Raw genomic sequence first — 25914 nt, 5'->3', positions numbered from 1 at the left:
GCGCGATCAAAGAAAAACAGGCTATAGTTTCTGTCTGTGCGGACGTTGGCATCCGCAATCAGTGATGACAAGGGACGACATGGATAACCTGGCGGGATTCACGGCCTTCGTGCAGGCGGCGGAAACGCGCAGTTTCGTGGCGGCGGGCCGGGTGCTCGGTATTTCCGCCTCGGCCATCGGCAAGAGCATCGCGCGGCTGGAAGCACGCCTGGGCGTGCGCCTGTTTCACCGCAGCACGCGCAGCATTGCGCTGACCAGCGAAGGCACGGTATTCCTCGAACGCTGCCGGCGCATCCTGGGCGAGATCGAAGCGGCCGAGCTGGAGTTAACGAACAGCAAGAGCGCACCACAAGGCCGGCTGCGCGTCAGCCTGCCACAGGTGGGCAGCTTGCTCAATCCCGTGCTGGCGGCCTTTGCGCGCGCCTATCCGCAAGTGGAACTCGACCTCGATTTCAGCGACCGCCGGGTCGACGTGATCGAGGAAGGCTACGACGCCGTCGTGCGCGCGGGCGAAAGCGCCGACAGCCGTTTGATGAGCCGCCAACTGGGCCAGTTCCAGTTGCAGCTGGTGGCCGCACCCGCCTACCTGGCGCGGCACGGCACACCAGCCTTGCCCGCCGAGCTGGCGCAGCACACTTGCCTGCTGTACAAATTTCCCAGCAGCGGCAAGATCGAAGCCTGGCCCCTGCCCGAGTGGCCGGCCCTGCACGCGGCGGGCTTGCCGGCACTACTCAACTGCAACAATGTGGAGACCCTGCTGCACTTTGCCGAAAGCGGCCTGGGCATCGCCGCCCTGCCCGACTTTGCCGTGCGCGCGGCGCTCGCCGCAGGCCGCTTGCAGCCGGTGCTGGACGCGCACCGCCAGCACGACGGCGCCTTGCGCATCCTGTGGCCCAGCAGCCGCCACCTGACGCCGAAACTGCGCGCCTTCATCGATTTCCTGGCCACCCACGTGTTTCCGGAAAACTGAGCCCGCATCCAGCGCCGCGCGCGTTGTTTCCACACGACAACTTATTTAAATTGCTACCATTTTTAAAACTTTTCACGGACTTGATACAAGTTTTTATATTGCAGTGCGAAATTTTGAGGAACAATTACAGACTCGCCGCCCTTACGTATAAACCCGTAGTCCTGGCTTGTCGACGTTTTCCCTCACTTCCGCAATACGAAAGCAATCATGTCACTCACACAATTCAAAATCGGCACCCGGCTCGGGATCGGATTTGCTGTCGTCCTCGGCCTGCTGGTGGCCGTCTTGCTCGTCGGCCTGTATTCCATGGGCCAACTGAGCGCACGCACCCACGACATCGTGGCCGACAAGAACGTCAAGATGGCTGCGGCCAACACCATGAGCGACAACGTGCGCAACATTACCCTGGCGATCACCAGCGTGGTGGTGGCGCCGACGGAAGCGCTGGTACAGGCGGAACTGGCGAAAATCGGCGAGTCGCGCAAGAAATACGGCGCCGCCAAGGAAACCTTGCAAAAGAAAATCTCGACGGACAAGGAAACGGCGCTGATGGCCGAACTGGACGCCGCCTTGAAATCGGGCGCGCCGCTGAACAACAAGGTCATCGAGCTGCGCAATGCGGGCCAGACGGAAGAGGCGATCGCCTTTTTGACGCAGCAGGCGGCACCCAGCCTGAAGATCGTGCTGGGCGCGCTCGACAGCCTGGTCGCGTATGAAGCCGAGCAGGCGGCGCAAGCGGCGACGGATGCCGAAACACTGAGCGCCAGCGCGCGCGCCTACATGATCATCCTGGGCAGCGTGGCCGTGTTGCTGGGCGCTTTTGTTGCCTGGATCATCACGCGCTCGATCACCCAGCCCATCAATGCGGCCGTCAGCGTGGCCGAAACCGTGGCGTCCGGCGACTTGTCTTCGCACATCGTCGTCAATTCCAGCGATGAAACGGGCCGCCTGCTGGGTGCCCTGAAAGCCATGAACACCAGCCTGCTGGGCGTGGTGGCGCAAGTGCGCCACGGCACGGAGGCGATTTCCACGGCATCGAGCGAAATTGCCGCCGGCAACCTCGACCTGTCGTCCCGCACGGAAGAGCAAGCCAGTTCGCTGGAAGAGACGGCGTCGGCCATGGAAGAACTGACCTCGACCGTGAAACAGAACGCGGACAATGCGCGCCAGGCGAACCAGCTGGCGAAAAGCGCGTCGGAAGTGGCCGTGCGCGGCGGCAGCATCGTCTCGCAAGTGGTCGACACCATGGGCACCATCAACGAATCGTCGAAGAAAATCGTCGACATCATCGGCGTCATCGACGGCATCGCCTTCCAGACCAACATTCTTGCCTTGAACGCGGCCGTGGAAGCGGCGCGCGCGGGCGAGCAGGGACGCGGCTTCGCCGTGGTGGCAACAGAGGTGCGCAACCTGGCGCACCGCTCGGCCTCGGCCGCCAAGGAAATCAAGGAACTGATCGCCGCCTCGGTGGCCAACGTGGACACGGGTTCGCGCCTCGTCAATGAAGCGGGCCAGACCATGGGCGACATCGTCGACAGCATCGTGCGCGTGACCGACATCATGGGAGAAATCACCTCCGCCACGCACGAGCAGACCATCGGCATCGAGCAGATCAACATGGCCATTGCCCAGATGGATGAAGTGACGCAGCAAAACGCGGCCCTGGTGGAAGAAGCGGCAGCCGCCTCGCAAAGCATGCAGGAACAGGCGGGCGAGCTGGCGCACGTGGTGGGATTCTTCAAGACAGGCAACCATGTCGCCAGCGCAGCCAGGCTGACGCCTGTGCGCACAGCAGCGGTAGCGGCCGCCATCGCACGCCCCGCAGCCAAGCCCGCACCCGCGCGCCAGGCCGTGGCAGCCGCACCGGCACGCCGCAGCAATGCGGCTGCCGAGAGCGAATGGGAAGAGTTTTAAGTAATAGCAGCAAGCTCCAGACATGTAAGCCAGGCAGGAAGTTGCTGCCTGGCTTTTTTTCGTCCGCCATCGCCACTTTTTTTGCGGCAAAGCCCGCGCAATAGGCGAAAGTGCAAAACACGCGCCGCGCATACCCTTTACAATCCTCGCTCGCTTTACAAAATATTGGTCATCATGAATCAGGCAGAACAGCAGCGCCTCCTGGCTATCCTGGAGTATTGGCACAAGATCGAATTCTTTATCCCGTTTGACCTGAATCAAATCACGGACGTTGAAGACCAGTCCACCGTGCGTCTCCTGCACCGCGAACAGCTGGCGCAATTGCCGCTGCAGTTCGCCACGCAATGGCAAGTCCCGTCCGACCGCGAGATCGACGGCTTCTCGCTGTTCCTCGGCGTGTTCGACAAGGCGGAAATCAACAAGGCTTGTCCACCGGCCAACGGCCCGGAAAACATCGCCGACACAGAAAAAACAGAGCTGCTGGGACGCTCGTGCTTTGCCCGCCTGAATCTCAATGCGCTGGGCGAGCCGCAATTCGATCCCGTTTCCGTGTCGACGTTGCCGTGGGCCCTGGGCCGCGCGCGCACGCCGGACTGGTCGGGCCTGAGCCTGGACGCCTTCAGCGACAGCCAGCTGGCGCTGCAAGACAGCTTGCGCAATTTCGCGGCAAGCCGCGCCGCGCAGCAAGTGACGGACGAGGCGGGCAATGTCTCATCGCCCCTGTCCGGCATGGAAATCGCGGCCCTGGCCGACCTGCTGCGCGACTGGGCCGGTTTCCACCCGGCCGCCGGCCAGCCGCTGGCCGTGCTCGAATTGCGCACGCGCAAGAAACGCGCCGCCGTGGCGGAAACCGACCTGGCTGAGGCCAGCCAGAACCGCAGCCTGGACTTCGGCGACGCGGTGGAACCATCGATCGATATCCTCAACAGTTTTTACCTCGACGACCTGGAGCAGATCATCCGCGCCGTGCGCGGCGGCAAGCTGCCCGCCACCGTCGCCGCCTACCTGACGCCGCTGGCGCAGGATGAGCGCATCGACCTGTACAGCCCGGCTGGACGCCAGGCGCTGGCCGCCATGCTCAATCCGGGCAATATGAACCGCGGCCACTGGCTGGAAGACGCCAGCTACGCCATGAGCCTGATGCAGCAGTTCGCCATCCATGGCGCGCGCACGGGCTTGAGCGAACGCGGCATCTTTTCCGTCAATGGCCCGCCGGGCACGGGCAAGACGACCTTGTTGCGCGAATTGTTCGCTGACAACATCGTGCGCCGCGCCAGCGTGCTGTCCTGCCTGGACCGCGCCGGCGACGCCTTCATCGGCAAGGTGGCCGTGGCCTTCGAAGGCGTGCGCGACCCGATCACCATCGCGCGCTTGCGCCCGGAACTGACGGGCTTTGAAATGGTCGTCGCCTCGTCGAACAATGCGGCGGTGGAAAACATTTCAGGTGATTTACCTAAGCCCAAGCAGCTGGGCAAGGAATGGGCACGCACGCGTTACTTTGAAAGCGTGGCGCGCCGGGTCGTGGCCGACGGCAATGGCGCCAACCGCGCTCTGGCCGAACAAGAGGCGCCATGGGGCTTGATGTCCTGTGCGCTGGGCAATAGCGCGAACCGCCGCCGCTTCGTCAGCAATTTCTATGACGACGACTGGGATAAAACCACGGCGCGCAAGACGCCGAACGCACAGAATATCCGCCAATGGCTGGCCAGCTATCAGGGCGTCAGCTTCGCCCAGGCGGCGCGCGAGTTTCGCGAGACGGAACACGTGGTGGAAAAGGCCCTGGCCGAGCACGCCCAGTACGCTGCCCTGTGGCAAGCCGTGGGCACTTGCACGGAAGCCGACTTCATTGCGGCCAGCCAACAGGCGCTGATCGCTGCGGAGCAAGAAATGGATGCGGCGAATGGCGCCCTGTCCGGCGCGCTGGCGCAGCAGGACACCCTGCTGGCCAGCAAGAAGGAATTGCTGGAAGAGGAACGCCTGGTGGCGCTGACGCAGCCCGGCTTTTTCGCCCGCCTGTTCCGCACGGCCCCGGCGCGCGCCTACAAAGATGCCGTAATCGCCAATGCCGAGGCGCAGCGCCAGGCCGCGCGCGACGTGTCCGCCATCAAGCTGCTGCTGAAAGGCGAGCTGGAACCGCGCTGCGAGCGCGCCCGCAACAGCCTGCACATCGCCCTGCGCACGGCGCAATCGCGCCAGCGCGAATGGGATGACAGCACGGAACTGCTGCGCCGCGCGCGCATGCGTTTCCCCACCATCATCGCCCCGGCCACCCTGGACGAGCTGGACGGCGACGCGCTGCAAATTGGCGGCCTGTGGCATGAACCGGCGCTGGCGCGCCTGCGCTCGCGCCTGTTTGCCAAGGCCCTGGCCCTGCATGAAGCGTGGCTGGCGGAAGTGGCGAAGAAGGGCGGGCCCGGCTTTGGCGGCAACTTGCTGGCCGTGTCGAAATTGCTGAAAAACAAGCGCGCCTACGACCAGTCGCACATCGCCATGGTCTGGCACAGCCTGTTCATGGTGGTGCCTGTCGTGTCGACCACGTTCGCCTCGTTCGCGCGCCAGTTCCAGGGCATGGGCCCCGAATCGCTGGGCTGGCTGTTCATCGATGAAGCGGGCCAGGCCGTGCCGCAAGCGGCGCTGGGCAGCCTGTGGCGTGCCAAGCGTGCCGTCGTCGTGGGCGACCCGCTGCAGATCGAACCCGTGTTCACGGTGCCGGGCCGCCTCGTGCAAACCTTGTCCGCCCTGTCGCCGCACACGCAGGATGGCAGTTACGCGCCAACTTCCGTTTCCGTGCAGACACTGGCCGACAAGGCCAACCGTTATGGCGCAGTCGTCGGCGCCGGCAGCGCCCAGCCGCTGTGGATCGGCAGCCCCCTGCGCGTGCACCGCCGCTGCGTGGAACCGATGTTTTCACTGGCCAACAGCATCGCCTATGAAGACAAGATGGTCTATGGCTTGAGCGACCGCACGCCGCCGGACGGTGCACGCGGCCTGACGCGTGGCCCCAGCCGCTGGATCGACGCTCTTGGTCCCGTCAGCTACAAGCAAGTGGTGCCCGTGCAGCTCGATTTCGTGCTGGAAGTGCTGCTGAAACTGTATCGCCGCGACGGCAAATTGCCCGACATGTATGTGATTACGCCGTTCAAGGCGGTGCGCAACGAATTGCGCTCGCGCATCGTCGATATGGACTGGGACCGTCGCCTCGGCTACGGCAAGGCACCGACGGCGCGCGAATTGCGCCAATGGAGCAGCCAGATGGTGGGCACCGTGCACACCTTCCAGGGCAAGGAACAAAGCGTGGTGATGCTGGTCCTGGGCGCCGACGACAGCACGGCCGGTGCCGCACAATGGGCGGCGGCCACGCCAAACCTGCTCAATGTCGCCCTGACGCGCGCGCAACACTATGTGTACATCGTCGGCAACCCCTTGCTGTGGGGACAGTTGCCGCACTTTGCACCGGCGTGCGCGCAATTGCCGCATACGGGCATGCATGAGTTTTTGGTGGAGATGGGGTAACGGCCCCGAGACCATGCGGAACCACGTAATCCGACAATATTATTGGCGGCTCTTGTCGGATTACGCGTGGCTTCGCCTCGCTAATCCGACCTACCCTGCGCCGGAATGCGGCGTAGGTCGGATTAGCGTAGCGTAATCCGACACCACCCCAGTCAATTACGCCGGGAAAACGAGGGTAAATGTCGTGGCGGCCGCGTCGGATGCGACCGTCGCGCTGCCGCCGTGCAATTGCAGGATGGCCGTGACGATGGCCAGCCCTAATCCTGTGGAGGCGGCCGAGTCGCTGCGGGCCGGGTCGGCGCGGTAAAAACGCTCGAACAGGTGCGGCAAATGGCGCGCGGGGATGGCGGGGCCGAGGTTGCTCACGCTCAGTTCCACGCCCTCCTTCGTCGCATGCGAACGTAACAGTATCGTGCTGCCCGGCGCCGCATGGCGGATCGCATTCGACAGCAGATTGCCCAGCGCGCGGCGCAGCAGTTGCGGCTCGGCCATCACCGTGCCGCTGCCGTGGCAAGCCAGCGCCAGCTCGCGTTCTTCGGCCAGGCCCTCAAAGAAATCGGCCAGGCGCAAAAACTCGTCCTGCACGGGCAAGGTCTGCTTGACGAGCACCATTTCATCCTGCTGCGCGCGCGCCAGAAACAGCATGCTGTCGATCATGCGCGACAGCCGTTCCAGCTCTTCCACATTCGACGACACCAGCTGTTCATACTCTTGCGCACTACGGGGGCGAGCCAGCATGACCTGGCTTTGCCCCAGCAGATTGGTGACGGGCGTGCGAAATTCATGCGCCAGGTCGGCGGAAAACTGCGACAGCCGCGCATAGCCTTCCTGCAGCCGCGCCAGCATGGCGTTCAAGGCCTGGATCAGGGGCAGCAATTCCGTGGGCGCATCGCGCGCCTCCAGTTGCTGGCCCAGCTTGCCGGGCCGCACCAAGGCCGCATGCGCGGCAATATTGCGCAGCGGACGCAATCCCCGCAACAGCATCACGCTGGCCAGCAAGGCCGCCACCAGCGCGCTGATGGCAACCGACACGACGATCTGCCAGCGGTAGGCGGCAAACATGGCCGTGCGGTCGCCGTAGACGCGGGCCACGGAAATGTCGGCCATCTGCGCCGGGTCGCCGATGCGCGCGCTGGCCGCCACGACCCTGGCCGGATAGCCGTCGCGGCTGGTCCAGCTGACGATGTCGCTGTTGGTCACGGGTGCATCGACGGCCACGGGAACAGCATGCGCCACCGTCTCTCCATGCGGATTGACATCGATCAAACGCGTGCCATCGGCGCGCACGATGCGCACCAGCGAGTTTTCTTGCCCGCTCATGGTGTCGCGGAAATACTGGGGCCGCTCGCGGATGATGTCGAGGGTGCCCGCATTGCCCAGCAATTGCTGGATCTGGCGCAATTTTCCCAGCAATAAAATATCGTCGCGGCGCTCGATTTCCGCCACAAAAGAGCGGTACAAATGCATGCCCAGCCCGGCCGACACGAGCGCCACGATCAGCACGAAGACGAGCGTGACGCGCAAGGTCAGCGAGCGGCGCAGTTCTGCCAGCTTCATGCGGCCGCGCCGCTGTCTGGAGCGGATGGCGCGCGCAATTCGCAAACATAGCCCATGCCCCGCAAGGTGTGGATCAGCTTGGGTTCGAACGGATCGTCGAGCTTGCTGCGCAGGCGGCGGATGGCCGCGTCGATGACGTTGGTGTCGCTCTCAAAATTGATGTCCCACACTTGCGAAGCGATGATGGAGCGCGACAAGACCTCGCCCTGGCGCCGCGCCAGTAAATGCAGCAAGCCGAATTCCTTGGCCGTCAGGGTGATGCGCTGCCCTTGCCGGCTGACCTTGCGTTTCATTACGTCGATTTCCATGTCGCCGATGCGGATCACGTCATCTTCACGCGGCGGCCCGCGCCGCAGCAAAGTGCGGATGCGCGCCACCAGTTCGGCAAACGCGAACGGTTTCACCAGGTAATCGTCGGCGCCCAGTTCCAGCCCTTTCACACGGTCCTGCACTTCGTCGCGCGCCGTGAGGAAAATCACGGGCACATCCGCGCCGCCTTCCTGCAAGCGCAGCGCGCGCAGCACTTGCCAGCCATCCATGATGGGCAGCATGACGTCGAGCACGATCAAGTCGGGCGCGTCCGAACTCGCCATGTGCAAGCCGTCGCGGCCGTTGCGCGCCAGGCTCACCGTGAAGCCGGACTCGGCCAGGCCACGCAGCAAATAGTCGCCCGTCTTTGGTTCGTCTTCAATCACGAGGATGCGCATGGCCGCTTTCTAAAAGAATATAAAACCATTTTACGCCGCGCGCAGACGGCCGCGGATGATAAAAATGTCATGTGGCGATCATCTTCTCGTAGGGTAACACTGGCCATACTGGCGTCACTTTATTCAACGGACCGCCCCATGAAAACCCTGTTACTCGGCAGTACCCTGCTGTGCCTGCTGGCCAGTCCCGCCCACGCTCAATTGCGCAAAGTCGATGAGCTTTCTCTGGCAGCGGCCAACAAGCTGGCCGATGCGGCCATGGCCGCTTGCCAGGCGCAAGGACGGCACATCGTCGTCACCGTACTGGACCGTGGCGGCAATATCGTGACGGTGCAGCGCGCCGATGGCGTCGGGCCGCACAACACGGAGGCCAGCCGGCGCAAGGCCTACACGGCCCTGTCGGCGAAAAACGATACCCAGGCACTGGCCGTGGCCGCGCGCGGCAATCCCGACATGGCCAATTTGACGACACTGCCGGAACTGTTGCTGCTGGGCGGCGGCCTGCCCTTGCGCGCCAGGGGCGAAGTGGTCGGCGCCATCGGCGTCGCCGGTGGCGGTGGCGCCCTGCAAGACCGCGCCTGCGCCCAAGCCGCCCTGGCGGCCATTCCCGAACTCGATTCCCCCACCCTTTGAAAGAGACAATGATGACCTATTTGAAAAAAATCAGCGCCGCCCTGGCCTTCGCCAGCCTGTCGGGCATGGCCCTGGCCGCCGCCAATCCCTTGAGCGTGCACATCCTCGACCTGCAGAGCGGCCAGCCGACGGCGGGCGTGACGGTGACCCTGGAGCAAAAGAAGGACCATGACTGGAAACAATTAAGCAGTGGCGTGACGAATGCGCAGGGGCGCATCGCAGCCATGTATCCGGTGGATGCGCCCATGCAGGCGGGTGATTACCGCATCGTGTTTAAAACAGGCGAACACTATGCGCGGCTGAAACAGGAAACTTTTTTCCCGGAAATTCCCGTGCAATTTCACGTGGAAAAGACTGACCAGCACTATCACATACCGTTGCTGCTCAGCCCTTTCGGCTTTTCCACGTATCGCGGTAACTGACCGTTGATCAGGCTAGCGTCTTGGCCGTCTGCCCGAACAGCACGCTTTTCGCATCGCCGCTGACGGTGGGCTGCACGTTGATTTCGGCCGCGCGGGCATACGCGCGCACGGTGGCGGGACGGGCGGCAATGGCCGCGAACCAGCGTGCCAGGTGCGGAAAATCCTCCAGCTTCTGGCGCTGGCGCGCGTGCGGCACGATCCACGGGTAGATCGCCATGTCGGCGATGGAATACGTGTCGCCGGCCACGAATGCACGGTCGGCCAGGCGCTTGTTCAGCACGCCGTACAGGCGGTTCGTTTCATTGACGTAACGCGTGATGGCATACTCGATGGGCTCGGGCGCATATTGCACGAAATGGTGATTTTGTCCGGCCATGGGGCCAAGACCGCCCATTTGCCAGAACAGCCATTGCATGACTTCGGCGCGCCCGCGCACGTCGGCCGGCAGGAACTGCCCGCTTTTCTCGGCCAGGTATTGCAAAATCGCCCCCGACTCGAACAGGGACAGGGGCACGCCGCCATCTTCCGGGGCCTGGTCGACGATGGCGGGGATGCGGTTGTTGGGCGCGATGGCAAGAAACTCGGGCTTGAACTGCTCGCCCTTGCCGATATGTACGGGAATGATGTTATAGGGGATGCCCGCTTCTTCCAGGAACATCGTCACCTTGTGCCCGTTGGGCGTGGTCCAGTAATACAGGTCGATCATCGTCGTCTTTCAGCTCGTTGGCATGGGGAGGGCGTAACTATTGTCGCGCCGCAACTGGTGTGCATGGATATAATGCCACGTAAGCGAAAAACAAGACGGCACCCAGGCGGCGCAAGCTTGCACTCGCCCCGTCACGCAGGCATCCCGACATTCCAGTGCACAAACAAAGAAAGCCGACCATGCGCAAACTCCTGATCGTCACGCTGTCCGTCCTGCTGTCAGGCTGTGTCCAGGACTTCGCCATCTACATGTTCGATGGGCAAGAGCATTCCCTGACCGTGCGCCGCCAGCAACGTTATTTTTGGCAAGATAGCGTGGAAGTGCAGCTGATGGCCACCAATTTGCCGCAATGCCAGCGCCTGCATATCCTGTCCACCGATGCACCGGCCGACATCACCGTCGAGCTGTTTGCGGCCGGCGATGGCTTGTGGAATATCCGCATGGGCAAGCAGTTGTGGCAGGCGGAAACGAACACCTGCAATGAGCTGACGGAAATGGAAAACGACCCGAAAGCCGACCTGGGCCAACCGGTCGGGCAATTCGTGGTCGTCGATGACAAGCTGGAATTCGAGCCGGCGCCGCCAGCGGCGGCGCCAGCCCAGTAAATCAGCGCGCCGCCAGGCTGCGCAGCGGCTTTTTCGCCACGGCGCGTGGCGCGCCAGCCGAACTGCCCGCCAGGCGCGACGCCGTCGCCGGCTCCTGCGCCGACAGCTTGAAGCGCGTCACCAGTTGCGCCAGCACGGCCGCCTGGTCCTGCATGCTGGCCGCCGCTGCCGCCGCCTCTTCCACCAGTGCCGCATTTTGCTGCGTCACGCTATCCATTTCCGTGATCGCCTGGTTGACGTGGCCGATGCCCGTGCTTTGCTCGTGCGAGGCGGCCGTGATGTCAGCCATGATGTCGGTCACGCGCGACACGGAAGCCACCACCTGATCCATGGTCGTGCCCGCTTGTGCGACGAGGGCGCTGCCGGCCGCGATGCTGTCGACGGAAGCGCCGATGAGTTCCTTGATTTCCTTCGCCGCGCCCGCCGAGCGCTGCGCCAGGTTGCGCACTTCCGACGCCACCACGGCAAAGCCGCGGCCCTGCTCGCCGGCGCGTGCCGCTTCCACCGCCGCATTCAAGGCCAGGATATTTGTCTGGAAGGCGATGCCATCGATGACGCCGATGATGTCGACGATCTTGCGCGACGAGGCGTTGATAGTGTCCATGGTGCCGATCACTTGCGCCACCACGGCGCCGCCCTGGCGCGCCACGGCCGAGGCGGACTGCGCCAGTTCATTTGCCTGCACGGCATTGCCCGCGTTTTGCGTCACGGTCGAGGTCAATTCCTCCATCGAAGCCGCCGTTTCTTCCAGCGAACTGGCCTGCATTTCCGTGCGTGCCGACAAGTCCATATTGCCGCTGGCAATCTCGCTCGATGCCGTGGCGATCGTTTCGGCGCTGTGACGTATCTCGCTGATCGCGTCGACCAGGTTGGCCTGCATGGTTTTCATCGCATACAGCACGCTGTGCCGGTCGTTGGCATGCGTGCGCACGACGCCGCTCAAGTCGTTATTCGCGATCTGGGCAGCCACGTCGGCCGCATATTCGGGATCGCCGCCCAGCGCATGGCGCAGGCTGCGGTTGATCGCCACGACGACGGCGGCCAGCAAGCCGCACACCAGCAGCAGTACGCCCAGCGAGGTGATCAGCGACTGGCGGAAGGCCGCGTCGATATCGTCCATGTACACGCCCACCACGATGGTCCAGCTCCACGGCTTGTAGGCCACCACGCGGCTCATCTTCGGTTCGGCGTTCTTCTGGCCGGGACGGGGGAAGTAATAGTGGACGAAGCCCTTGCCCGCATCGCTCTTGCCGACGGCAACGATGTCGCGGTACAGATAGGTGCCGTTGGCATCTTTAAAATCCGACATGTTCTTGCCGTTGGTTTGCGGCGCGGCGGGATTCATCACGACAACGGCATCGAGGTTGATGATGGACAAATAACCAGTCTCGCCAAAGCGCATGCTCTTGATGACGGCCGTGGCCTGCTTCTGCGCTTCTTCCGGCGTCAGGGCGCCGCTGGCGGCCAGGTCGCCGAACATCTTGACGGCGCCCAGGCCCAGATCGGCGGCATTGCTCAGGTCGGCGCTGCGCTCTTCGATGCGGATCTTGCGAATTTCCAGCGCGTTATAGACAAAAATAACGGTGATGCATAACAGGCTGCAAATCAGGGGGATCCATAACTTCTGCTGGAACGTCAATTTCTTCATGCTGTGTCTCCAACTCTCTATTGTGCGGCGAAGGGGCGTGGCCTGCTTCCAGCTCTGCAGGCCAGGAATGCGGCGGCGACGGTGCTCTGGCGGCACCGTTCAGACGTCTCCAGCATACGCTCGAACGACCGATATTTACAATGCCAGAAGGCAATGATTTTGGCCTGGTGTTGTTAAAGCGTTGAGACAATTGATGAGAATTGATGCTGCATTGCGGCAAAAAAGCATGCAGATAGGCGCAGGCAAGGCAGGCGGGGGTGGCGTGCGTGTGTCAAAATGCACGCCGTATACTTGACGAATCACGATGAATCACGAAAGCACAGCATGACCAAGAATGAAGCCATGAAACGCATCAACGACCGCCTGGGCAAACCCACCCTGACGGACAAGAACACGCATTTTGCCAGCGTCGCCAGCTATGGCACAGACGAAGGCTGGTGGCTGAAGATCCCTTTTCTCACCTTCAAGCAGGAATTGCACTTCATCCTCAACAATGAGAAAACGAAAAGCTTCCAGCACCTGAAAATCGGCGCCAGCCAGATCCTCAGCCCCGGCATGAGGTTCCGCAGCACGGGCGGCGCCGCCGACGCCTTCATGTCGGCCTCGGCGCCGAAACGCCTGGTCGACTTGCTCGATGGCGGCAGCAAGTACAATTTTACAAAACACTTCGTCAACGATTATCGCTACTGATGCATAGCCGTGTTGCCTGACGGCAGTTGCGGCGGCAGCCAGGCCTTCAGCAAATGCTGCGCGATGTCGAGCGCGTCGTCGCGGCTGGTACCGAAATGCAGGGGATAGCCCCAGAACTGGCCGAACAGGACGGCGAAGGCCTTGCCGGCCAGGCGCTTCGCGGCGCTCGGTTCGACCAGCACCATGCCCTGGATATACGCGCGCAGGGCGGCCTTGTGCCGCTTCATCCACAGTACGGCGCGCTTGCGCTCTTCCTGCGGATGCGCATGCCCCTCTTCGTCCAGGCCCTCTTCGCTGAGGATGACAAACGCCTGCTGGCGCGCCAGCAAGTTCTCGAACTGGGCGAACAAGGCATCGTCGGGGCTGCTGGAGGCGCCGTCGCGGCGCATCCAGACGAGGGGGAAATCGGTGATATCGAGTTGCATGGGAGACTCCTTCAAGGGGTGGCCGTTCCTCCTTACCTTCATCAGAACACGGGCGGCGGCGGTTACCGTTGAAGCGGGGCGGCGGATGCCCATACGATAGCGTTGGCGGCATGGCGCGTCATTGCATAAAATGGCCACAATATTATTCAATCCAGCCAAAGTCTTCCCATGCCCCATCCCCTCTTGCCCAGCATGCTGATGGCCCACCTGGGCCTGGACACCGGCGCCTCCATCATCGATTTCGACGTCGATGGCGTGCTGCGTCCCTTGTTGGCCGTGGGCCTGGCCAGCGTGCCCGAGGATGCGGAACAGGCGCCGCACCAGCACCGCAAGGGGCAGCTGCTGTATGCCACGCGGGGCGTGATTCATTGCGAGGTGGAAAGCGGCGTGTGGATCGTGCCGCCCCAGTGCGCCGTGTGGATACCGGGCGGCCTGATGCATGCCGCGCAGGGCGTGGGCGAGGCGCAATGCTATTGCCTGTTTGTCGAGCCGGCCATGGCACCGGCCTTACCCACCGTCTGCTGCACCGTAGCCGTCTCGCCCTTGCTGCGCGAACTGATCGCCAAGGCGGCCTGCTTTCCCACCCTGACCGCGCTGCACGGCGCGCAGGAACGCCTGGTGGCCACCCTGCTCGATGAGTTGGCCTCGGCGCCGGTGGAAGACTTGCATTTGCCGATACCGCGCGATGCGCGCCTGCGCCGCCTGGCCGCCCTGCTGCTCGCGCAACCAGCCGATAAAAGCACCCTGGCCGAATGGGCCAGGCGCATCGGCATGAGCGAGCGCAGCATGACCCGCCAGTCATTGGAGGAAATGGGCATGAGCGTGGGCCGCTGGCGCCGGCAATTGCACGTCATCCTGGCCTTGCAAGGGCTGGCGCAAGGGCGCAGCGTGAAAGCCGTGGCGCTCGAACTCGGTTATGAAAACACCAGCGGTTTTGTCACCATGTTCCGCAAGGCGGTGGGCAAGCCACCAGCGCGGTATCTGGCGCAACGGGAATCCGGAAGAATATAAAAAAAGGCGGCATCAGCCGCCTTCGTCCTGCATCGTCGCCCAAATAATCAGACTTCGCGCGCCAGGGCCAAAAATTCCGTGCGCAGCGCCAGGTTCGGCTGCATCTCGCCCAGCATCGCCGAGGTGATGGTTTCTTCGCCCGGCGTACGGATGCCGCGGCTTTCCATGCACAGGTGGCGGCAGCGTACGACCACGCCCACCGATTTCGGTTCCAGCACTTCCATCAGGGCATTGGCGATCTGCATCGTCATGCGTTCCTGCACTTGCAGGCGCTTGGAGAAGCAATCGACCAGGCGCGTCAGTTTCGACAGGCCGACGATCTTGCCATTGGGCACGTAGCCGATGGTGGCCTTGCCAAAGAACGGCGCCAGATGGTGTTCGCAATGGCTGTAGACGGGGATGCCGCGTACGACGATCAGCTCGTTATACTGTTCCGCGCCATCTTCAAAGGCTTTCAGCAAGTCCACCGGGTCCTGGCCATAGCCGGACGTCCAGTGCTTCCACGCCTTGGCCACGCGCGCCGGCGTTTCCAGCAAGCCGGGACGCTGCGGATCTTCGCCAAAGCTGCTGATCAGCCGACGCCAGTCGTTTTCGGAGAATTCTTCTTGAGACATGCTACACCACCCTAAAATTTTCAATTGCCGCCAGTATATAGAAAATGCGGCAAGCTGCCTGAGCAGCCCCCGCTTTACGATACTGCCGGCGGGCGGTGCGCCCGCACCAGCAACGCCGAAATCGACACGCTGGAACTGGCTTCCGGCCAGGTATCGCCGGGGCCGAACCAGCGCGCCTCGGCGATCTCGTTCTCGTCCAGACGGATCTCGCCGTCGAGGTAATCGGCCGTAAACGCAATCATCAGCGAGTGGGGAAACGGCCAGGACTGGCTCATGAAGTACTGCAAGTTATGCACGCGCAAGCCCACCTCTTCCATCACTTCGCGGTGCACGGCTTCCTCGATCGATTCGCCCGCTTCCAGGAAACCGGCCAGCGGACTGAAGCGCTGCGATGGCGAATGCTTGTGCATGGCCAGCAGCACGGAATCGCCCTTGCGGATCAGCACCATCATGGCCGGTGAGATGCGCGGATACGCCAGCATGCCGCAGGCGGCGCAAGTAAAACAACGTTCGCCGCGCGTGCGCTGCATGGGCGTGGCGCACACGCCGCAATGGCGGTGCGTGCGCGCCCACTCGGCCAGTTGCACGGCGCGGCTGGCCAGGCCCAGAAAGCCATCATCGACGGCATTAAAGAGCGAGCGCATGGCGTGCCAGGCCAGGGCGCTATCGGCGGGCAGCAGCTCCGCATCCGTCCAGACGGTCTGGCAATAGCGGCCCTGCCACAGGCCCACGGGCTGGGCGCGGCTCAGGTCGATATCGAGCGCGGCCGCCTCGGCGGCCGTGGGCAGGGTCAGCTCAGGCGAGCGCAACAATAAACGCCCGCGGTGAAAGACAAACGTCAGCGTCTCGGTGGCGGCCGGAGCCGGTTCGGGTGGGTCGATCAGGGGGACAAAGGCATCAGGAGTCTGCAGCATGCTGGGCGGAAATTTGTAAAGGTTGCTCATCATACTCCCGCTGCCGGACGCTTGCGCGCATAGCAGCGGCGAAGCTGCAAAGCAAGGATTCATGCGCCATGACAGTGTTTTTTTTGCGGTACATCCAATCCGTTGCGTAAACGATACTGATAACGATTCTCATTTACGAAATAGCGCCCAGTTATTACAATACCGCCTATTCCGTCTCCATCGCCAGCCACTTGCCCGCGTGCCCAAGCACCGCGGCGCAGAGCCAGCCAGGAACTACCAACCTGAACTTATCGAGAGAGCAAGATGGCAATCAAGAGCCGCAAACACGCCGCAACCCGTTTCAACCAGCACATCGGCGCCGCCCTGGCCGTGATGCTGCTGCCCGTCGCCGCCCAGGCGGCCGACCCGGCCGGCCAGAGTGCCCCGGCATCGCAGCAAACCCTGAACGAAATCAAGGTCGTGGGCTCCAAGGAAAATGATTTCAAGGCCGAAAAAGCCTCGTCGCCGAAATACACAGAAGAGCTGGTCAATACGCCGCAAACCATCGTCGTAATCAAGAAGGAATTGATCGAACAGCAAGGCGCGCTGACCCTGACGGACGCACTGCGCAACACGCCAGGCGTCGGCACTTTCTTCCTCGGCGAAAACGGCAACACGAACACGGGCGACGCCGTCTACATGCGCGGTTTCGATTCGTCCGGCAGCATCTATGTCGATGGCGTACGCGATGTGGGCTCCATTTCGCGCGACGTCTTCAACATCGAACAGATCGATGTGCTGAAGGGCCCGGCGGGCACGGACAGCGGCCGCGGCTCGCCCACCGGTTCGATCAATCTGGTCAGCAAGACGGCCAGCATGGAAAACAAGTTCAATTCCCTGCTGACGGCGGGCAGCGGCAAGCAGAAACGCGCCACGGCCGACTGGAACCGCGTCCTCGACAGCGATTCTGGCACGGCCATGCGCCTGAACCTGATGACGCAGGACAGCGGCAACCCGGCGCGCGATGAAGTCACCAATAAGCGCTGGGCCTTCGCGCCCACCGTCACCTTCGGCATCGGCAAACCGACGCGCATCACGGCCAGCTACCTGCACGTGGACCAAAACAACGTGCCCGACGGCGGCGTGCCGACCATCGGCTTGCCTGGCTACTCGACGCCGGACGTCGCCACGAAGGAACAACCGGTCATCCGCACCTTCCTGAACGGCGCCGCCAGGGTCGACACGAAGAATTTCTACGGTTCCACCGCGGACTACGACAAGGTCAAGGCCGACATGGGCACCTTGCGCATCGACCATGATTTCTCGCCCAACGTGCAGCTCCAGAACACCACGCGCTACGGCAAGACCAAGCAGGATTACCTGCTGACGGCCTTCATGGGCAGCATGGCCAACCTGAAGACACCGGTCCCGACCGATCCGTCGACCTGGACCATGGCGCGCTCGCTGCGCACCGTGAAGGATCAGGAAAACACGATTCTGACCAACCAGACCGTGGTCAGCGCACAGTTCGACACGGGCGTGCTGAAGCACTCCGTAGTGGCCGGCGCCGAGTTCACCAGCGAAAAGCAGACCAACTACAGCTATGTGCCTGCCAGCCTGGGTACCTTGCCGGATGCCAATCTGTACCATCCGAATCCGCGTGACACCGTCACCGGCCACAACCCCGTGCGCAGCGGCGCCTTCACGGAAGGCGAAGTCAACACGCAAAGCCTGTATGTGTTCGACACCATCAAGTTCGGCGACAAGTGGATCTTCAACGGCGGCGTGCGCTTCGACCATTTCAACACCAGCTATGACGCCGTCACCCTGCAAACGGCCGTCAAGGCGCCAGCGGTACAGCCATTGCCAGTGGGCACGCCAATTCCTGCTCACATCACCCTGAACGACACCTTCGCCAACGGCAAGATCTCGGCCATGTACAAGCCGACGCCGGACAGCAGCGTATACGCCTTGCTGGCCACGTCGAAGGCGCCGCCAGGCACCAATTTTGCGCTGAGCACCGGCGCCAGCAGCGCGCAAAACCCGAAATATGACCCGCAGGAAACCATCACCAAGGAAATCGGTACCAAGTGGGACTTCCTGAAGCAAAAACTGTCGCTGTCGGCCGCCGTCTACCAGACCACCGTCAAGAATGAGGTGGAACAGGATCCTGTGATCCCGACCATTTATTACCAGACCGGCAAGAAGCGCGTGGAAGGCATCGAAATCGGCGTGGTCGGCGAAGTCATGCCGAACTGGCTGGTCAGCGCTGGCTACACGCGCATGAATACCAAGGTCGAGTCGGGCAAGGTCGTCACGGCCAGCGGCATCAATAACCTCAGCTACACGCCAAAACAGGCGTTCACCAGCTGGACTTCGTACACCCTGCCGTTTGGCCTGAAGATCGGCGGCGGCGCGCGTTACGTGGGTGAAATGCTGCGCGGTACCGATGGCGCCGTCGGCACGCCAGCCCGCGTGGATGCGTACTGGGTTGTCGACGCCATGGCAACCTATACCGTCAACAAAAACCTCGACGTGCAGTTGAACGCCTACAACCTGGCCGACAAGACCTATGTGGCGGCCATCAACAAGTCCGGCTTCCGCTACACGCCAAGTCAGCCCCGTTCGTTCAGCCTGACGGCAAATATCAAGTTCTGAAATCAATAGCATAGAAACTGCGCCACATCGGGCCCCTCTTCGGAGGGGCTTTTTTATTGTCCTGATAATCTTGTCTTTTTGCCGCACCACCACCCTGCCGCGACTAGCGTATGAAAAGTCATACAGCGATCACCCTTCGCGTCCAATATTTCGCGCAAGCACGCCAAATTGCGACATCTAAGCAACAAAAAAGCTTCCTTAAATCAACAACTTAAGAAGTTAGGTCGCAAATTCCCATTTCAGGCATATCCTTTGCTATGTACAGGTTTTGCTGCAAATAATCGCTGGCACGCAAAGGCTTGTTTTTGAGAAATACTGACTCCAAGCTTGAGTTGCTCGCTATCAATAATCCGCTCACAGCGGCGTTTCACCGGAGGAGTCAAAATGAAAAAGAAACGGCCATTAACCCTGTACATCCTGATTGCCATGATCCTCGGCATTGCCGTCGGTTATGGATGCAACACCGCCTTCCCTGATGCCAAGCTCAGCGCTCAGATCGCTGGCAATATTTCCATCGTCACCGACGTCTTCTTGCGCCTGATCAAGATGATCATTGCGCTGCTGGTATTTTCCACGCTGACAGTCGGTATCGCCCACATGGGCGACGGCAAGACGGCGGGCCGCATCGGCTTGAAAGCCATGTGCTGGTTCGTGGTTGCCTCGCTGGTCTCGCTGGCGCTGGGCATGGTGCTGTCGAACCTGATGCAGCTGGGTACCAACCTGGGCCTGCCGCTGCCGGACGTACACGCGTCGACCAATTTGAAAACGGCCGCCTTCACCTTGAAAGATTTCTTCACGCACCTGGTGCCGAAGTCGCCGATCGAGGCCATGGCCAACAATGAAATCCTGCAAGTGCTGGTGTTCTCGATCTTCTTCGGCGGCGCACTGGCCGGCCTGGGCGAATCGGGCAAGACCCTGACGGCCGTTGTCGACCAGCTGGCACAAGTCATGCTGCGCATCACCGGCACCATCATGAACCTGGCCCCGCTGGCCGTGTTCGCCGCCATGGCCTCCGTCATCACCACCCACGGCCTGGGCGTGCTGGTCACGTTCGCCAAGTTCATGGGCGGCTTCTACATAGGCCTGCTGTGCCTGTGGGCCCTGCTGATCGGCGCTGGCTTCGTCGTCATCGGCCCGCGCATCTTCAAGCTCGTCGGCCTGATCCGCGAACCATTCCTGCTGGCCTTCTCGACGGCCAGCTCGGAAGCGGCGTATCCAAAACTGCTGACGGCGCTCGACCAGTTCGGCGTGGACCGCAAGATTTCCAGTTTTGTGTTGCCAATGGGCTACTCCTTCAACCTCGACGGCTCGATGATGTACTGCACCTTCGCCGTGCTGTTCATTGCACAAGCCTACGGTATCGACCTGTCGATCGGCACGCAGATCACCATGCTGCTGCTGCTGATGCTGACCTCGAAAGGCATGGCCGGCGTGCCGCGCGCCTCGCTGGTGGTGATTGCCGCGACCCTGAACCAGTTCAATATCCCGGAAGCGGGCTTGCTGCTGCTGATGGGCGTCGACCAATTCCTCGACATGGGTCGCTCGGCCACCAACGCGGTCGGCAATGCCGTCGCCACGGCCGTCGTCGCCAAGTGGGAGGGTGGCCTGGCCACCGAGGAAGAAGCCGCTGCGGCCAACGCCGCCAACCAGAACACGGAAAGCCATTGGGGCGAAGCTGACCACGCTAGCAAAGCCTGATAGCGCCATGGCCCGCCACAAGCGGGCCATTTATTTGTTGTCCATGTTGAGTAACAAGCAGTCAGGTAGTGCGATCAGTAGTCATTCCAACTTATTAGAGAGATTTTCATGAAAAAAGTCCTGTTTACCCTGCTGGCCCTTGGCGCAGCTTCCGGCGGCGCATTGGCGCAATCGAGCGTGACCATGTATGGCGTGGCTGACGCCGGCCTGGTGTTCGACAAGGATGCGGCCGGCGACCGCCTGAACCGCGTCGCCTCCGGCATCGCCTCCGGCTCGCGCATCGGCTTCAAAGGCAAGGAAGACCTCGGTGCTGGCCTGGCCGCCATTTTCGTGCTGGAAAGTGGCTTCAACATCGATACCGGCACCTCGGGCCAGGGCGGCCGGCTGTTCGGCCGCCAGTCGTACGTCGGCCTGACCGGCAGCGCCGGCGCCGTCACCTTGGGCCGCCAATACACGCCGTACTACCTGGCCCTGCGCGACGTGGCCGATCCGTTCGTCATCGGCCTGGCCGGCACAGCGTCGAACATTATGTCGACGACGAATTACCGCGTCGATAATATGGTGCAATACAGCACGCCGACCTATAGCCGCCTGTCGGCCGACCTGGCGTATGGCTTTGGCGAAGTGGCCGGCGACAATGCGAAAAGCCGCAGCATGGGCGGCGCCGTGCACTACATCGACGGTCCGCTGAACGTGACCCTGACGCACCACCGCCTGGAAAATGCGCTGGCGACCATCCAAACGCGCAACACCCTGCTGGCCACGCGCTACGACTTCGGCGTGCTGCAAGGCAACTTCGGCTATGCAGACAACCGCGCCATCGACGACAACAAGAGCAACGACAGCAAGAGCAATGACATCCTCGTCGGCTTCAGCGCTCCGTTCGGCGCCACCAAGCTGGTCGCGTCGTACATCCGCCACAACGACAAGAGCATTGCCAACCGTGATGCCCAGCAGTGGGCCATCGGCGCCTTCTATGCGCTGTCCAAGCGCAGCGACCTGTACACAGGTTACGGCCACATCAGCAACAAGAACGGCGCTACCTACAAGGTTGGCAATGCCACCGACGATGGCACCGGTAACAGCGGTTTCAACCTGGGCATGCGCCACACGTTCTAAGGACGTTGAGCTGTCCGTAAAATAAAAGCGTGAGCCGCCGGATGCATATCCGGCGGCTTTTTCTTTTTACGCAATATTTAAATGCGATACTGTAGGTTCTTGCAAGTTGGCAGCTGATTTTATGAATAGCAGTAACAAACCCTCCCTTTCCTGGCGCCAGCGTCTGGCGCAACGCTCGGGCCGTGAAACGCTGGCCTGGGGCGTGGTGCTGGCAGCGTGCCTGACGACCGTCTGGCTCGTGTATTTCTGGACCGAACGCATCGCCATCGGCAAGTTGCAGGCGAGTGGCGCGCAGCGCCTCGAGGTGTATGTCAGCAGCCTGGAAAACGCGCTGGAGAAATACGATTTCCTGCCCAAGACGCTGGAACTGAACCGCGACGTGATCCGCCTGCTGCAACATCCGGAAGACCCGGTGCTGGTCGATACGGTCAACCATTACCTGGAGCAGATGAATGCCCAGGCGAAATCGTCGACCATTTTCATCAGCAACCTCGACGGCAACACGCGGGCCGCCAGCAACTGGCAGCAGCCCGACAGCTTTATTGGCGACAATATCTCGTTCCGCCCCTACGCCCAGGACGCCCTGCGGGGCACGCCGGGGCGTTTTTATGGCGTCGGTACGACGCGGCTCGAACCCGGCTACTTCTTTGCCCATGGCATCTACCAGAATGGCCACATGCTGGGCCTGGCAACGGTCAAGGTGAACCTGGAAACCCTGGAAAAACGCTGGGTGCAAGGCGCGGACAAGGTCATGCTGGCCGATGAGCACGGCGTGATCTTTCTCAGTTCCATGGCGGACTGGAAATACAAGACCCTGGCGCCGCTGTCGCCCGCCATCGTCGAAGAACTCAACCGCACGCGCCAGTATTACTCGAAGCAGCTCGAAGCCATCCCCTTCATCTCGGACCGCCAGCTGGGCAATGGCGCGCGCGTGATCAGCGTGCGCGAGCAGGAACACGCCGACACGCCACCAAAGATCAGCTCCAGCGTCATGACGCAGATCAAGCTCAAATCGCCGCAAGGCTGGACTTTTATCTACCTGTCCGACCTGGCACAGGCAAAAGCCAGCGCGCGCGCGGCGGCCGCCTTCTCTTGCGTGCTGCTGGGTTTTTTCATGCTGCTGTTCTTTTACCTGCGCCAGCGCCGCGCAGCCGTGGCGCAAAAATTGCGCGCCCGCGAAGACTTGCAACATGCCTACGACAACCTGGAAGCCATGGTCGAGGAACGCACCTCGGAACTCAATGCCATGACGCAAAGCCTGAGCCAGGAAATCGAGGTGCGCAGCAAGGCCGAGCAAAAACTCCACATCACGCAAAACGAATTGTTTCAAGCCGGTAAGATGGCCGTGCTGGGGCAAATGTCGGCCAGCATCACGCATGAACTCAACCAGCCGCTGACGGCGCTGCGCACCATGTCCGACAATGCCGTGATCCTGCTCGAGCGCGGACGGCTCGACGATGCGCGGCGCAACCTGGCGAAGATCTCGCAAATTGCGGCCAGGATGGGGACTATTACGGGTCAATTGAAGATTTTTGCGCGCAAATCGACAACCAGCCTGACTTCCGTCTCGATCCCCACGGCGATCAGCAATGCGCTGTTCCTGGTCGAGCGCCGGCTGCAGGTGGAAAATGTGCGTTTCACCCTGCAACTGCCGCCTGAAGACATCTTCGCCATGTGCGAAAGCAACCGCCTGGAGCAGGTGCTGGTGAACCTGTACGCGAACGCGCTCGACGCCATGAACGGCAGCGACGTGCGCAGCCTGCGCGTGTCCGTCGCATGCACGCCCGAACACGTGCTGATCCATGTGGCCGACACGGGGCCCGGCCTGTCGACGGAAGTGTACGAACACCTGTTCGAACCGTTCTTCACAACAAAACCGCAAGGACTGGGCCTGGGACTGGGCCTGGCCATTTCCGAACAGATCACGCGCCAGTTCGGCGGCGTGCTGCGCGCCGAAAACGCCCCCGGCGGCGGCGCCATCTTCACCATCGAACTACAGATTGCAACGCAGGAGGAAAAACATGTTTGACGGCTTGAAGGTCTTGCTGGTCGAAGACGACCCCACCGTACGCGAAGGCAGCGAGCAGGCACTGCAGCTGGCCGGCCTGGACGTGCTGGCCTTCCACTCGGCCGAACTGGCCTATAAACTGCTGACGCCGGATTTTCCCGGCATCGTCGTCAGCGACGTGCGCCTGCCCGGCATGAGCGGCCTGGAATTGCTGCAAGCGGTCAAGGCGCTCGATGCCAACCTGCCCGTGATCCTCGTCACCGGCCACGGCGACATCACCATGGCCGTGCACGCCATGCGCACGGGAGCCTACGATTTCATCGAAAAGCCGTATTCGTCCGAGCAACTGGTCGACGTCATCCTGCGCGCGCTGGAAACGCGGCGACTCACGCTGGAAGTGCACAGCCTGCGCCGCCAGCTCGAGGACGGCGGCGGCATCGAATCACGCCTGCTGGGAAATTCCGTGGCGATGCGCGACATACGGCGCTTGATACTCGACGTTGCCGACGAACCGGCCGACGTCCTGATCTATGGCGACACGGGCACGGGCAAGGAAATGGTGGCCCGCTGCCTGCACGACTTCAGCCATCGCCGCAAGCATAACTTCGTCGCCGTCAACTGCGGCGCGATTCCCGAAAGCATATTTGAAAGCGAAGTCTTCGGTCACGAACCGGGCGCCTTCACGGGCGCGGCCAAGCGGCAGGTGGGCAAGATCGAGCACGCGGACCACGGCACTTTTTTCCTCGACGAAATCGAAAGCCTGCCCCTGTCCCTGCAAGTGAAATTGCTGCGCGTGCTGCAGGAACGCTATATCGAACGGCTCGGCTCCAACGTGCCCACGCCCGTCGACGTGCGCGTCATCGCGGCGGCCAAGCTGGACCTGGAAGACTTGTCGCAGCAGCAGAAATTCCGCAGCGACCTGTACTACCGATTGAATCTGATCGTGCTGCATTTGCCGCCCTTGCGCGAACGGCGCGAAGACATTCCCATCCTGTTCGAGCACTTCGTGCTGGCGGCGGCCGCCCGCTACAACCGCGCCGCGCCCGTGGTCTCCAGCGCGCAGATGCGCAATCTGATGGCCCATTCCTGGCCCGGCAATGTGCGCGAACTGCGCAATATCGCCGACCGCTTCGTGCTGGGCATCGCCGGCGGTGCTTCGAGCCTGCTGGCGGGCAATCAGGCCAGCCCCCTGTCTCTGGCGGAGCAGGTGAACGGCTTCGAACGCGCACTGATCGAACAGGAACTACGCGCATATTCCGGCAACGTCAGCGAAGTGAGCACAGTGCTCGGCTTGCCGAAACAGACCTTGTATCACAAGATGCAAAAGTACAACCTAGTGGCGGAAGAGTTCAGGTAAGCAGGCCGACCCGGCCCGTGCGCAGCGGCGCCACCCAGTCGGGCCGGCCATTCGCCAGCGCCAGCCGCGCCGCCTGCTCCCAGTCATATTCCACGGCGTGCAACTGCGCCGTCCAGGCGCCGTCCATCGCCTGTTCGACAATCGCATAGCGCGCATGCGGCGTGCCGTTTTCCATCACGTGCGGATAAGCATGATCGTCGTCGTAGGCTTGCAAACCGACGCTGCCCGGGTTGACGATCAGCCGCCCATCGGCCAGGCGCACCTGGCGCGGCATGTGCGTGTGGCCGCACAGGATCAGGGCCGCGTCGGCCGCGCCCGCGCGGTCGGCCACCTCTTGCGGCGTGGCGGCGCGGCTGCCCTGCGGCGTGACGCTGTCGAGAAAATACACGAGGTCGCTTGTCGGGGTGCCGTGCACCAGCAGCACATCGTGGCGCAAGCGCAAGGTGGCGGGCAGCGCATTGATCCACGCGAGTTGCTCGGGCAGCAGTTGCGCGCGCGCAAAAGCGTCGGACACGCCCATGCGGGCCGGGTCGCCCAGCAGTTGGCGCTCGTGGTTGCCGCGGATGGTGGGCAAGCCGAGCCCCATCAGATACGCCGCCGTGGCGCGCGGCTGCAGATGGCCCGAGACGATATCGCCCAGGTTGACGGTCACGTCGACGCCACGCCGGGCGATGTCGGCCAGCACGGCCTCAAGCGCATCGAGGTTGCCGTGGATATCGGAAATGGCGGCGATTTTCATGCAGTGTCTCCTCTTCTTGCACACCATTCTGCCCGC

Annotated in this window: 21 protein-coding genes; 13 read left to right on the top strand and 8 right to left on the bottom strand. The window is 62.3% G+C overall.

Annotated features, from left to right (window positions below; translation table 11 throughout):
- Positions 1-79: 79 nt before the first annotated feature.
- The 3 genes from CLU93_RS12880 to CLU93_RS12870 all read left to right on the top strand — a co-directional run bounded on the left by CLU93_RS12880 (position 80) and on the right by CLU93_RS12870 (position 6397).
- Positions 80-970: a LysR family transcriptional regulator gene (locus CLU93_RS12880; RefSeq protein WP_099761690.1), complete on the top strand. Its 891-nt coding sequence runs from the start codon at positions 80-82 to the stop codon at positions 968-970.
- Positions 971-1177: 207 nt separating this feature from the next.
- On the top strand, positions 1178-2884 hold the full coding sequence (locus CLU93_RS12875; protein WP_099761688.1) for a methyl-accepting chemotaxis protein: 1707 nt from the start codon (positions 1178-1180) through the stop codon (positions 2882-2884).
- Positions 2885-3058: 174 nt separating this feature from the next.
- Positions 3059-6397: a DEAD/DEAH box helicase gene (locus CLU93_RS12870; RefSeq protein ID WP_257224951.1), complete on the top strand. Its 3339-nt coding sequence runs from the start codon at positions 3059-3061 to the stop codon at positions 6395-6397.
- A gap of 156 nt (positions 6398-6553) precedes the next feature.
- Here CLU93_RS12870 and CLU93_RS12865 read toward each other — a convergent pair whose 3' ends face one another.
- Both CLU93_RS12865 and CLU93_RS12860 read right to left on the bottom strand, forming a co-directional pair.
- Positions 6554-7954: a heavy metal sensor histidine kinase gene (locus CLU93_RS12865; RefSeq protein WP_099761683.1), complete on the bottom strand. Its 1401-nt coding sequence runs from the start codon at positions 7952-7954 to the stop codon at positions 6554-6556.
- A complete protein-coding gene (locus CLU93_RS12860) occupies positions 7951-8661 on the bottom strand; it encodes a heavy metal response regulator transcription factor (RefSeq protein WP_099761681.1) in 711 nt (236 codons plus the stop codon). The genes CLU93_RS12865 and CLU93_RS12860 overlap by 4 nt, the downstream gene beginning before the upstream one ends.
- Before the next feature lie 138 nt (positions 8662-8799).
- Between CLU93_RS12860 and CLU93_RS12855 the strand changes: the two genes are divergently transcribed.
- Together CLU93_RS12855 and uraH are read left to right on the top strand one after the other, a co-directional pair.
- Positions 8800-9294, top strand: a complete 495-nt coding sequence (locus CLU93_RS12855) for a GlcG/HbpS family heme-binding protein (RefSeq protein WP_099761679.1) — start codon at positions 8800-8802, stop codon at positions 9292-9294.
- An 8-nt stretch (positions 9295-9302) separates the two neighbouring features.
- Positions 9303-9716, top strand: coding sequence for a hydroxyisourate hydrolase (gene uraH / locus CLU93_RS12850; protein WP_306594724.1), 414 nt, complete (start codon positions 9303-9305; stop codon positions 9714-9716).
- Positions 9717-9723: 7 nt separating this feature from the next.
- Here uraH and CLU93_RS12845 read toward each other — a convergent pair whose 3' ends face one another.
- Complete coding sequence (locus tag CLU93_RS12845) at positions 9724-10422, bottom strand: glutathione binding-like protein (protein WP_099761676.1); 699 nt, start codon at positions 10420-10422, stop codon at positions 9724-9726.
- 179 nt (positions 10423-10601) lie between these two features.
- Between CLU93_RS12845 and CLU93_RS12840 the strand changes: the two genes are divergently transcribed.
- Entirely contained in the window at positions 10602-11027 is a 426-nt protein-coding gene (locus tag CLU93_RS12840; protein ID WP_099761674.1) for a hypothetical protein, read from the top strand.
- Position 11028: 1 nt separating this feature from the next.
- On the opposite strand, the gene CLU93_RS12835 is transcribed toward CLU93_RS12840, so the two are convergent.
- A complete protein-coding gene (locus CLU93_RS12835; RefSeq protein WP_099761672.1) occupies positions 11029-12675 on the bottom strand; it encodes a methyl-accepting chemotaxis protein in 1647 nt (548 codons plus the stop codon).
- 324 nt (positions 12676-12999) lie between these two features.
- Between CLU93_RS12835 and CLU93_RS12830 the strand changes: the two genes are divergently transcribed.
- Entirely contained in the window at positions 13000-13365 is a 366-nt protein-coding gene (locus tag CLU93_RS12830; RefSeq protein ID WP_099761670.1) for a hypothetical protein, read from the top strand.
- On the opposite strand, the gene CLU93_RS12825 is transcribed toward CLU93_RS12830, so the two are convergent.
- A complete protein-coding gene (locus tag CLU93_RS12825; RefSeq protein WP_099761667.1) occupies positions 13359-13790 on the bottom strand; it encodes a hypothetical protein in 432 nt (143 codons plus the stop codon). The two genes, CLU93_RS12830 and CLU93_RS12825, sit on opposite strands and share 7 nt — an antisense overlap.
- Before the next feature lie 168 nt (positions 13791-13958).
- On the opposite strand from CLU93_RS12825, the gene CLU93_RS12820 reads away from it, so the two are divergent.
- The gene (locus CLU93_RS12820) at positions 13959-14801 is read left to right on the top strand and encodes an AraC family transcriptional regulator (RefSeq protein WP_257224949.1); all 843 of its coding nucleotides are present in this window, start codon (positions 13959-13961) and stop codon (positions 14799-14801) included.
- A gap of 47 nt (positions 14802-14848) precedes the next feature.
- Here CLU93_RS12820 and folE read toward each other — a convergent pair whose 3' ends face one another.
- Both folE and nudC read right to left on the bottom strand, forming a co-directional pair.
- Positions 14849-15415: a GTP cyclohydrolase I FolE gene (gene folE, locus CLU93_RS12815; RefSeq protein WP_035822985.1), complete on the bottom strand. Its 567-nt coding sequence runs from the start codon at positions 15413-15415 to the stop codon at positions 14849-14851.
- Positions 15416-15489: 74 nt separating this feature from the next.
- Positions 15490-16329, bottom strand: a complete 840-nt coding sequence (nudC, locus tag CLU93_RS12810; RefSeq protein WP_099764365.1) for an NAD(+) diphosphatase — start codon at positions 16327-16329, stop codon at positions 15490-15492.
- A 294-nt stretch (positions 16330-16623) separates the two neighbouring features.
- Between nudC and CLU93_RS12805 the strand changes: the two genes are divergently transcribed.
- From CLU93_RS12805 to CLU93_RS12785, 5 genes are all read left to right on the top strand, one after another.
- Positions 16624-18957 carry a catecholate siderophore receptor Fiu gene (locus CLU93_RS12805; protein ID WP_099761665.1) on the top strand — a complete coding sequence of 778 codons (2334 nt, stop codon included), beginning with the start codon at positions 16624-16626 and terminating at the stop codon, positions 18955-18957.
- Positions 18958-19341: 384 nt separating this feature from the next.
- Positions 19342-20655, top strand: a complete 1314-nt coding sequence (locus CLU93_RS12800; RefSeq protein WP_099761662.1) for a dicarboxylate/amino acid:cation symporter — start codon at positions 19342-19344, stop codon at positions 20653-20655.
- A gap of 108 nt (positions 20656-20763) precedes the next feature.
- Positions 20764-21774 (top strand): porin, encoded by a 1011-nt coding sequence (locus tag CLU93_RS12795; RefSeq protein ID WP_099761660.1) that lies wholly within the window; start codon positions 20764-20766, stop codon positions 21772-21774.
- Positions 21775-21895: 121 nt separating this feature from the next.
- Positions 21896-23803: a sensor histidine kinase gene (locus CLU93_RS12790; protein ID WP_099761658.1), complete on the top strand. Its 1908-nt coding sequence runs from the start codon at positions 21896-21898 to the stop codon at positions 23801-23803.
- Positions 23796-25139: a sigma-54-dependent transcriptional regulator gene (locus CLU93_RS12785; RefSeq protein WP_099761655.1), complete on the top strand. Its 1344-nt coding sequence runs from the start codon at positions 23796-23798 to the stop codon at positions 25137-25139. The genes CLU93_RS12790 and CLU93_RS12785 overlap by 8 nt, the downstream gene beginning before the upstream one ends.
- Here CLU93_RS12785 and CLU93_RS12780 read toward each other — a convergent pair.
- Positions 25132-25878 carry a metallophosphoesterase family protein gene (locus CLU93_RS12780; protein ID WP_099761653.1) on the bottom strand — a complete coding sequence of 249 codons (747 nt, stop codon included), beginning with the start codon at positions 25876-25878 and terminating at the stop codon, positions 25132-25134. The genes CLU93_RS12785 and CLU93_RS12780 overlap by 8 nt on opposite strands.
- Between the last annotated feature and the right edge of the window lie 36 nt (positions 25879-25914).

The sequence above is a fragment of the Janthinobacterium sp. 35 genome (genome assembly GCF_002754575.1).
Taxonomy (GTDB): domain Bacteria; phylum Pseudomonadota; class Gammaproteobacteria; order Burkholderiales; family Burkholderiaceae_D; genus Janthinobacterium; species Janthinobacterium tructae.
Note: the sequence above shows the minus strand (reverse complement) of the source record. Positions and strands in the feature narration are given on the sequence as shown.

Bases quoted from the DNA above. Each gene is read 5' to 3' on its own strand.
- CLU93_RS12820 (WP_257224949.1), top strand. From the start codon at position 13,959: ATGCCCCATCCCCTCTTGCCCAGCATGCTGATGGCCCACCTGGGCCTG.
- CLU93_RS12795 (WP_099761660.1), top strand. From the start codon at position 20,764: ATGAAAAAAGTCCTGTTTACCCTGCTGGCCCTTGGCGCAGCTTCCGGC.
- CLU93_RS12780 (WP_099761653.1), bottom strand. From the start codon at position 25,878: ATGAAAATCGCCGCCATTTCCGATATCCACGGCAACCTCGATGCGCTT.
- CLU93_RS12855 (WP_099761679.1), top strand. From the start codon at position 8,800: ATGAAAACCCTGTTACTCGGCAGTACCCTGCTGTGCCTGCTGGCCAGT.
- CLU93_RS12790 (WP_099761658.1), top strand. From the start codon at position 21,896: ATGAATAGCAGTAACAAACCCTCCCTTTCCTGGCGCCAGCGTCTGGCG.
- folE (WP_035822985.1), bottom strand. From the start codon at position 15,415: ATGTCTCAAGAAGAATTCTCCGAAAACGACTGGCGTCGGCTGATCAGC.
- CLU93_RS12840 (WP_099761674.1), top strand. From the start codon at position 10,602: ATGCGCAAACTCCTGATCGTCACGCTGTCCGTCCTGCTGTCAGGCTGT.
- uraH (WP_306594724.1), top strand. From the start codon at position 9,303: ATGATGACCTATTTGAAAAAAATCAGCGCCGCCCTGGCCTTCGCCAGC.
- CLU93_RS12835 (WP_099761672.1), bottom strand. From the start codon at position 12,675: ATGAAGAAATTGACGTTCCAGCAGAAGTTATGGATCCCCCTGATTTGC.
- CLU93_RS12865 (WP_099761683.1), bottom strand. From the start codon at position 7,954: ATGAAGCTGGCAGAACTGCGCCGCTCGCTGACCTTGCGCGTCACGCTC.
- CLU93_RS12880 (WP_099761690.1), top strand. From the start codon at position 80: ATGGATAACCTGGCGGGATTCACGGCCTTCGTGCAGGCGGCGGAAACG.
- CLU93_RS12785 (WP_099761655.1), top strand. From the start codon at position 23,796: ATGTTTGACGGCTTGAAGGTCTTGCTGGTCGAAGACGACCCCACCGTA.
- CLU93_RS12825 (WP_099761667.1), bottom strand. From the start codon at position 13,790: ATGCAACTCGATATCACCGATTTCCCCCTCGTCTGGATGCGCCGCGAC.
- CLU93_RS12845 (WP_099761676.1), bottom strand. From the start codon at position 10,422: ATGATCGACCTGTATTACTGGACCACGCCCAACGGGCACAAGGTGACG.
- CLU93_RS12870 (WP_257224951.1), top strand. From the start codon at position 3,059: ATGAATCAGGCAGAACAGCAGCGCCTCCTGGCTATCCTGGAGTATTGG.
- CLU93_RS12875 (WP_099761688.1), top strand. From the start codon at position 1,178: ATGTCACTCACACAATTCAAAATCGGCACCCGGCTCGGGATCGGATTT.
- CLU93_RS12830 (WP_099761670.1), top strand. From the start codon at position 13,000: ATGACCAAGAATGAAGCCATGAAACGCATCAACGACCGCCTGGGCAAA.
- CLU93_RS12860 (WP_099761681.1), bottom strand. From the start codon at position 8,661: ATGCGCATCCTCGTGATTGAAGACGAACCAAAGACGGGCGACTATTTG.
- nudC (WP_099764365.1), bottom strand. From the start codon at position 16,329: ATGCTGCAGACTCCTGATGCCTTTGTCCCCCTGATCGACCCACCCGAA.
- CLU93_RS12805 (WP_099761665.1), top strand. From the start codon at position 16,624: ATGGCAATCAAGAGCCGCAAACACGCCGCAACCCGTTTCAACCAGCAC.
- CLU93_RS12800 (WP_099761662.1), top strand. From the start codon at position 19,342: ATGAAAAAGAAACGGCCATTAACCCTGTACATCCTGATTGCCATGATC.